9 protein-coding genes are annotated in these 7,415 nt (G+C 67.8%); all 9 read left to right on the forward strand.

Features of this window, described 5'->3' with window-relative positions:
- The first annotated feature begins 190 nt into the window (after positions 1-190).
- The 9 genes from FNH04_RS37550 (at position 191) to FNH04_RS37590 (ending at position 7,342) form a co-directional block, all read left to right on the forward strand.
- Entirely contained in the window at positions 191-775 is a 585-nt protein-coding gene (locus FNH04_RS37550) for a hypothetical protein (protein ID WP_152790313.1), read from the forward strand.
- A 415-nt stretch (positions 776-1,190) separates the two neighbouring features.
- Positions 1,191-1,574 (forward strand): hypothetical protein, encoded by a 384-nt coding sequence (locus FNH04_RS37555; protein WP_152790314.1) that lies wholly within the window; start codon positions 1,191-1,193, stop codon positions 1,572-1,574.
- A gap of 146 nt (positions 1,575-1,720) precedes the next feature.
- Positions 1,721-2,482 (forward strand): hypothetical protein, encoded by a 762-nt coding sequence (locus FNH04_RS37560; protein WP_228031839.1) that lies wholly within the window; start codon positions 1,721-1,723, stop codon positions 2,480-2,482.
- Positions 2,483-2,499: 17 nt separating this feature from the next.
- Positions 2,500-2,931: a hypothetical protein gene (locus FNH04_RS37565; RefSeq protein ID WP_322724987.1), complete on the forward strand. Its 432-nt coding sequence runs from the start codon at positions 2,500-2,502 to the stop codon at positions 2,929-2,931.
- A 22-nt stretch (positions 2,932-2,953) separates the two neighbouring features.
- On the forward strand, positions 2,954-3,376 hold the full coding sequence (locus tag FNH04_RS37570) for a hypothetical protein (protein ID WP_322724989.1): 423 nt from the start codon (positions 2,954-2,956) through the stop codon (positions 3,374-3,376).
- Positions 3,377-3,606: 230 nt separating this feature from the next.
- Positions 3,607-4,668, forward strand: coding sequence for a galactose-1-phosphate uridylyltransferase (galT, locus tag FNH04_RS37575; protein ID WP_322724991.1), 1,062 nt, complete (start codon positions 3,607-3,609; stop codon positions 4,666-4,668).
- The gene (gene galE / locus FNH04_RS37580; RefSeq protein ID WP_152790315.1) at positions 4,665-5,627 is read left to right on the forward strand and encodes a UDP-glucose 4-epimerase GalE; all 963 of its coding nucleotides are present in this window, start codon (positions 4,665-4,667) and stop codon (positions 5,625-5,627) included. The genes galT and galE overlap by 4 nt, the downstream gene beginning before the upstream one ends.
- Before the next feature lie 54 nt (positions 5,628-5,681).
- Positions 5,682-6,860 (forward strand): galactokinase, encoded by a 1,179-nt coding sequence (gene galK, locus FNH04_RS37585; protein WP_152790316.1) that lies wholly within the window; start codon positions 5,682-5,684, stop codon positions 6,858-6,860.
- A 128-nt stretch (positions 6,861-6,988) separates the two neighbouring features.
- Positions 6,989-7,342, forward strand: a complete 354-nt coding sequence (locus FNH04_RS37590) for a hypothetical protein (RefSeq protein ID WP_152790317.1) — start codon at positions 6,989-6,991, stop codon at positions 7,340-7,342.
- Positions 7,343-7,415: the final 73 nt, after the last annotated feature.

Raw genomic sequence — 7,415 nt, forward strand, 5'->3', positions numbered from 1 at the left:
CAAGGGCGATGGCGTCCACCACGCCATGCTCGGCATCGCCCGCCTGCACAACCTCACCCTCGCCGGATGACGAAGAAACAGGCAGGTCAATGAGCATGTCGTAGATCAATTACGGGACAGCGCTTAGCTGAATTTTGCGGCGCTTTCACTACACCAAGGGCGAGCCGCCGCTTCAGAAGGTGGAGATGTGATGACATGTAAGGTCACTTTCGAGGGCAGACCTGTGGTGCCGCTGCCTTCTGGGGATGTCCTGTGCGGGGTTGTGGACGACCGTGATCATCTGAGGATTCGTCGGGAGAGCGAGGTCGGCACGATTGCCTGGGACGTCGATCTCGGTCTCCTCGGGGAGGACCCGAGTCTCCGGTACGCGGACTCATGGACCAGCGATTATGGGTGCCTCTACTGGACCGTCACGGACACGCTGGTGCTTCTCGGCGATACGACAGCGTTGGTGATCGGCGCGGCGGACGGTTCGGTGAGGGCTTCGTACGAGTTGGAGCCTGTTGGGAAGTCGTCGCTCGAAGTGTGCGGCGTGTCCTTGGTACCGGAGGCTGACGCCGTCCTGATCGTGAGTGCCAAGCGGGTGTGGTTGATCGGTTCCGATCTCAAGGTCCTGCTTCGCGTTGACACCGATGCGCTCCTGGCTTCCTTTCCGATGGTGGAGCAGGGATCTCTCTTTCTCGACGAGTACGACTTCGAGAGCGTGGAAGGGGAGCCCTGCACCCGGAGCATTCCGATCAACAGCCCGTCTTGGACTCCGCCCCCGGAGTCCTGATGGCGGCGGCACGATGCAATTGAGTGGTGCAACAGGCAGTCAGCCGAATGGCCAGCAGCGTGCGCGGTCAGGTGCCGCAATGATCCCACAAGCCCTCTCACGGTTGCGCGAGGTCATACGGTGACTCGACAGGTCAACTTGGTAGATCTGCCGGTGACCTTCGCGCGTCCCCTCTCGCTGGTCACGTACATGGAGGTGGCGGACCTGATGGTGTCGAGCCATCTGCGCCTCCGGGAATGTCCCTTGAACCTTGCGTACGTGCTCAAGCAGGCGTTCGGCGCGTCGGTCCAGGACCTTCATGCCGTGGCGTGGGCACGCGGTGAAATGTCACAGGACCAGCTCAGGGCAGTCCTGAACGTATCTGGGCGCCGTGAGGGGTAAGGGGCTGTCTCTCAGATCCGGCTATGAGATCGTCATGCCCGTGATCGAGTCATGGGTGATCGATGACGGCAGCGGTTTGCCAGTGTCGCCGGAGGTGGTGGTGGAGAGACTGCGGGCGAGGATTGATGGAGGGCAACGCGAGACGTGGCTGTCCAGTTCATGCGGTCGTTTGGTGGCCTTCGTTACCAACACCGAGCGCGCGGCGGTGTCTTTGCTCGACGAAGAAGGCGATGCGGGCGAACACGCCGTGGACCCGGGTGCCGACGGATCGAGCGAGGGTTTCGTCCTCTCCAACGGGCAGCATGACGAGTATGCGGACGAGGACACTGTGCCGCTTGAGGAAGCGTTGCGGATCATCGAGTGCATCGTCAGCGAGGGATCCTGGCCCGTGGACGCGCGCTGGGTGGTCGATCGCTGACCGAGCAGGCTATTTCCGGGTTCAGATGAGGATGGCGGCAAGGGGGAGTGCGGCCTGGTAGGCAATGGCGAGCTTGTCCGTCCGCGGTTGGACAGTCTCCAGAAGCGCCACTGAACTGGGCCTCGAGCTGTCGCTAGGCTGTTCGAATGACGGGGGACGCAGGCTTCGACGTGCTGTTGGCGCGGTTGTCGGATCGCAGGGGGCTGGGCATCGGTGCCCTGGCCACACTGGCCGGCGTCGCCGAATCCGAGCTGCGGACGGTGTTCCACGGCCAGGTACCCGATCCGTCGTTGCTTCAGCGGCTCGCGCCCGCGCTGGGTCTGCACGCGGCAGACCTCTTCGTGATCGCAGGAGCGCCGGTACCGGACGACCTCGCTCCCGTGGACGCGAATGCCGGCAGGTGTGTTCCCCGCCTAGTGGAGCACGCCATGTTCCTGTCGCCGGAGCATAGGGATGAGCTGCGCCGGCTAGTGGAGTCGCTGCCGCAGGAGGAGCACGCGCGGCTGCCCGCCCCCCGACCGCCGAAGCACGAGCAGTACCCGGCAGGCCCTGGCGCCCTGCTGCTGCGCATGCTCAGGAACCGGAACCTCGCCTGGACGGGCACAGCCACGACGTTCCTGCTGGTCACGGGCCGTTACTGGTCCGCGTCCACATACGGGATGGTGGGCCACGGCCGCAAGCAGCTGACCCCTGACCTCCTGCTGGACTTCTCCGCCGTGCTGGGCATCCCCGCGGCCGACCTGGCCGCCCTGACCGACGTCGCACTGCCCGATGAGCCCTCGGCGCCGAAGCCGACCACCACCGCGGGCGTTGCCGAGCTGATCTGGGACGTACGACGCCTCACCGCTGATCAACTCCGGCAAGTCGGCGACATCGCGGAGTCCATGCGTCCGGGCTGCCTCCGGTGAGCGGGGAGGACGTACACGTGGATCGCTTCCTCGGCGAGTTCCGGGAGCTGGGGCACGGTCGGCCCGACGGACCGTCCTTGCGGGACTCGGTGCGTGCTGAGGGCGAGGCGTACGAGCGCGATCTCGTGCGGTACCTGCGTGCCGGTTCCGTACTTGCCGCAACGACCTCCCGGGTCCACGACATCCTCAGCCCCACGAAGGAACTGATCGACGGACTGCGTCTCCTCACCGACGGCGAGTGGTTCTGGTACACGGACCTTGCTCACTACGTCGGGAGGTACCACGTGCCCGTGGACGTCCGGTTCGTGGACCACGCACGCCGTCGTGGATGGGTACCACCTCGGCTCAGTGACTCCGAACTGATCCGGCTCGAAGGCACTTTCGTCCCGGACGACTACTCCGCACCGGTCATCGACGACGAACGGCCGACCGCACCCCCTCAGGGATGACCCGCGAGCTTACTGTTCCCGCGTGCGCTATCTGACGGAAGTCTTTGCCCTGGGGGCCCTGAGACGCGGTCGGTCGGTCGAGCAGTTTCTGGGCCCGGCCGGCTACCCCGAACGACCGGGCATCCGCTACGTCGAAGTCAGGCCGACGAAGGCGACCTTTGAGGTCTTCCTCCACGCCCTCGAGGATGCCGGAAGCGAGACGTTCTGCGACGTGGGCGAGTTTCCGCCTCTGGATCCTGATGACGAGGAAGAGGAGTTCGGTCGCCTGCTTGCCTCCGCTGAAGACGCCCTCGACGCGCTCACGGCTGCCGAGGGCCTCACGGGGGCAGTCCGAGGACGGTGGGTGAACGAAGGCGTGGTGCAGGACGAGTACCTCGACTTCGTACGTGCGGGGCGCCCGGCAGGCGCTGCACCCGATGGCTCCCCTTGGCGGCGCCCCACCTGAGCTGTACCTGCCCCAGGCCGCCCTGAAGCTCCCGCTCCGGCTCCCGCTCCCGCTCCGGAGCCGCAGAGCTCACTCCTCCCACTCCTCGCACTCCCCCTCACTACCCTCGCTCCCCTCACATCGGCCGGTGAGCTTTCCTGGGATGCGACCGGTGACGTGGGTGGGGATTTATGGTTTGATGTGTTCGGTTCTGTTTGGTGGATTGATCGGGTACGGATGGGGAGTCCGCCGTGAAGAAGACCTCGACCCGGCTGGCCGACGGTCGCGAGTTGATCTATTACGACCTGCGCGACGACAAGGTGCGCGACGCCGCGGACCGGCGCCCGCTGGACCGTACGGTCACCACGTCCGAGGTGCGGCACGACGTGCTGCTCGGCGACTCCGTCGCGATCGCCTCGCACCGCCAGGGCCGTACCTACCACCCGCCCGCCGACGAATGCCCCCTGTGCCCGTCCCAGGGCGACCGGCTGAGCGAGATCCCCGACTCCTCGTACGACGTTGTGGTCTTCGAGAACCGCTTCCCGTCGCTCGCCGGCGACTCCGGCCGCTGCGAGGTCGTCTGCTTCACCTCCGACCACACCGCGTCCTTCAAGGACCTCAGCGAGGAGCAGGCGCGCCTGGTCCTGGAGGCATGGACCGACCGCACCGCCGAGCTGTCGCACCTCCCCTCCGTGGAGCAGGTCTTCTGCTTCGAGAACCGCGGCGCCGAGATCGGCGTGACCCTCGGACATCCGCACGGGCAGATCTACGCCTACCCCTTCACCACTCCGCGCACCGCCCTGATGCTGCGCTCACTCGCCGCCCACAAGGAGGCGACCGGCGGGGAGAACCTCTTCGACGTCGTACTGGAGAGGGAGCTCGCCGGCGAGCGGGTCGTGCTCCGCACCGAGCACTGGGTCGCCTTCGTGCCGTACGCGGCGCACTGGCCGTACGAGGTGCACCTCTACCCCCGCCGCCGGGTCCCCGACCTGCTGGCGCTCGACGAGGACGCGCGCACAGAATTCCCCCAGGTCTATCTGGAACTCTTGAATCGCTTCGACCGGATATTCGGCGACGACGAACCGCCCACGCCGTACATCGCGGCCTGGCACCAGGCACCCTTCGGCACGCTGGAGGAGTTCGACGGCGTCGTACGCGAGGACTTCGCTCTTCACCTCGAGCTTTTCACCATCCGCCGCACTTCCGGCAAGCTGAAGTTTCTCGCGGGTTCCGAGTCCGGTATGAGCGTGTTCATCAACGACGTGCCGCCGGAGCGCGCGGCCGAGCGACTGCGAGAGGTAGCGAGTAGATGAGCGGTAAGTACCTGGTCACCGGTGGCGCGGGCTACGTCGGCAGTGTGGTCGCGCAGCATCTGCTGGAGGCGGGCCACGAGGTCGTCGTCCTCGACAACCTCTCGACCGGCTTCCGCGAGGGCGTCCCGGCGGGCGCCGAGTTCATCGAGGGCGACATCCGCGACGCCGCCAAATGGCTGGACTCGTCGTACGGCGCCGTGCTCCACTTCGCCGCGTTCTCGCAGGTCGGTGAGTCGGTCGTCAAGCCGGAGAAGTACTGGGAGAACAACGTCGGCGGCACGATGGAGCTGCTCGCCGCCATGCGCTCCGCGGGCGTCCGCAAGCTCGTCTTCTCCTCAACGGCGGCGACGTACGGCGAGCCGGAGACGACCCCCATCGTGGAGTCGGCCCCCACCTCCCCGACCAACCCGTACGGCGCCTCGAAGCTGGCCGTCGACCACATGATCACCGGCGAGGCGGCGGCCCACGGCCTGGGCGCGGTGTCGCTGCGCTACTTCAACGTGGCGGGCGCGTACGGCACCTGCGGCGAGCGCCACGACCCCGAGTCGCACCTCATCCCGCTCGTGCTCCAGGTCGCCCAGGGCAAGCGGGACGCGATCTCGGTCTTCGGCGACGACTACCCCACACCGGACGGCACCTGCGTCCGGGACTACATCCACGTGGCGGACCTCGCGGAGGCCCACCTGCTGGCCCTGGACGCCGCCGTCGAGGGCGAGCACCTGATCTGCAACCTCGGCAACGGCAACGGCTTCTCGGTCCGCGAGGTCATCGAGACCGTACGCCAGGTCACCGGGCACCCGATCCCGGAGGTCGTGGCCCCGCGCCGCGGCGGCGACCCGGCGGTGCTCGTCGCCTCCGCGCGTACGGCGCGCGAGCGCCTCGGCTGGAACCCGTCGCGCGCGGACCTCGCGGGCATCGTGGCGGACGCGTGGGAGTTCGCGCAGCGGCGCGACGGTTAAGTTTGTGGGCTGGAGTTTCCGATCCAGTCCCGTACGAAAGGTCAGGGTCAGGGGATGAGCGTTGCGGGCGCCGAGGCGGTCGCCGCCACTGTCGCGGAACGGTTCGAGGAGCTGTACGGGACCGAGCCGGAGGGCGTGTGGGCGGCGCCGGGCCGGGTCAATCTGATCGGCGAGCACACCGACTACAACGACGGCTTCGTCATGCCCTTCGCGCTGCCGCACACCACGGTCGCGGCGGTGGCGCGCCGCACCGACGGCGTCCTGCGGCTGCACTCGGCGGACATCGAGGGCGGGGTCGTCGAGCTGCGCCTGGACGACCTGGCCCCCGAGTCGGACCGCGGCTGGACGGCGTACCCGGCGGGCGTGGTCTGGGCCCTGCGCGACGCGGGTCACACGGTGATCACGGGCGCGGACGTCCACCTGACCTCGACGGTTCCGACGGGCGCGGGCCTGTCGTCGTCGGCGGCACTGGAGGTCGTGGTCGCCCTCGCCCTGAACGACCTGTACGAACTGGGCCTGAAGGGCTGGCAGCTGGCCCGCCTGTGCCAGCGCGCCGAGAACGTCTACGTAGGCGCTCCCACCGGCATCATGGACCAAACGGCCTCGGCGTGCTGCGAGGCGGGGCACGCACTGTTCCTGGACACCCGCGACCTCTCCCAGAAGCAGATCCCCTTCGACCTGGCCGCCGAGGGCATGCGCCTGCTGGTGGTCGACACCCAGGTCAAGCACGCCCACAGCGACGGCGAGTACGGCAAGCGCCGCGCCGGCTGCGAGAAGGGCGCGGCACTGCTGGACGTGGACGCGCTGCGGGACGTGCCGTACGCCGAACTGGACACGGCGCTGGAGAGGTTGGGCGACGAGGAGGAGCTCCGCCGCCTGGTCCGCCACGTCGTGACGGAGAACGAGCGCGTGGAGCGGGTGGTCTCCCTCCTGGAGTCGGGCGACACGCGCGCGATCGGCCCCGTCCTGGTCGAAGGCCACGCCTCCCTGCGGGACGACTTCCGTATCTCCTGCCCGGAACTGGACCTGGTCGTCGACACGGCCTTGGCCGCGGGCGCGCTGGGCGCCCGCATGACGGGCGGCGGCTTCGGCGGCTCGGCCATCGTGCTGGTCGACGCCGCGGACACGGACACGATCACCAAGGCGGTGGAGGAGGCCTTCGCGACGGCGGGCTTCACTGCGCCGCGGGTGTTCACGGGGGTGCCTTCGGCGGGGGCGCGGCGGGTGTCGTGACCGAGTGAGGGGCCTGCTGGCGGAGCTTGCGGTGTTCCGCCAACGGGTCCTCCTCTGCTGTCACTTGAGCATCAGAACCAAGCACGAGTACTCATGCACGCGCTCCCGAGCCTCGCTTGAGTGGAGCCATGCTCGATGAGTCGCAGAACACGAGGATGCGAGGCGCCTGGCTTCCCCCGCTGGCCTCCACCCTGACCACGCTTCCCTTGGCCCTCTTCGCCTTCGGCTACGCCGGGCTCTCGCCCATGGCCTGCGACTCCTGCAACGGAGCGGAGGCCGACCGCTTCACCGAGAGCTTCGATGTCGCGTTCACCGTTCTCTCGGCAGGCCTTGTGGCTTCGTTGATTCTCCTGGTGCTCAGCTGGTGCCTGCCCTGGACGCGGCGATACGCGTCCCGCCGGGGCATCCTGGCGGTTGGCGCCCCTGCGATGGTCCTGATCGCTTTCGTGATGTTTCTCGGCCTGGTGCGGTGGCCCTCGTGACTGCGGTGTCACAGGTCGTAGCTAGAGTGGTTGACGAGGTGACGGCTCTACGGGGAGGGCAGTGATGTCGAGC

The sequence above is a fragment of the Streptomyces phyllanthi genome, from assembly GCF_009377205.1.
GTDB classification, from domain to species: domain Bacteria; phylum Actinomycetota; class Actinomycetes; order Streptomycetales; family Streptomycetaceae; genus Streptomyces; species Streptomyces phyllanthi.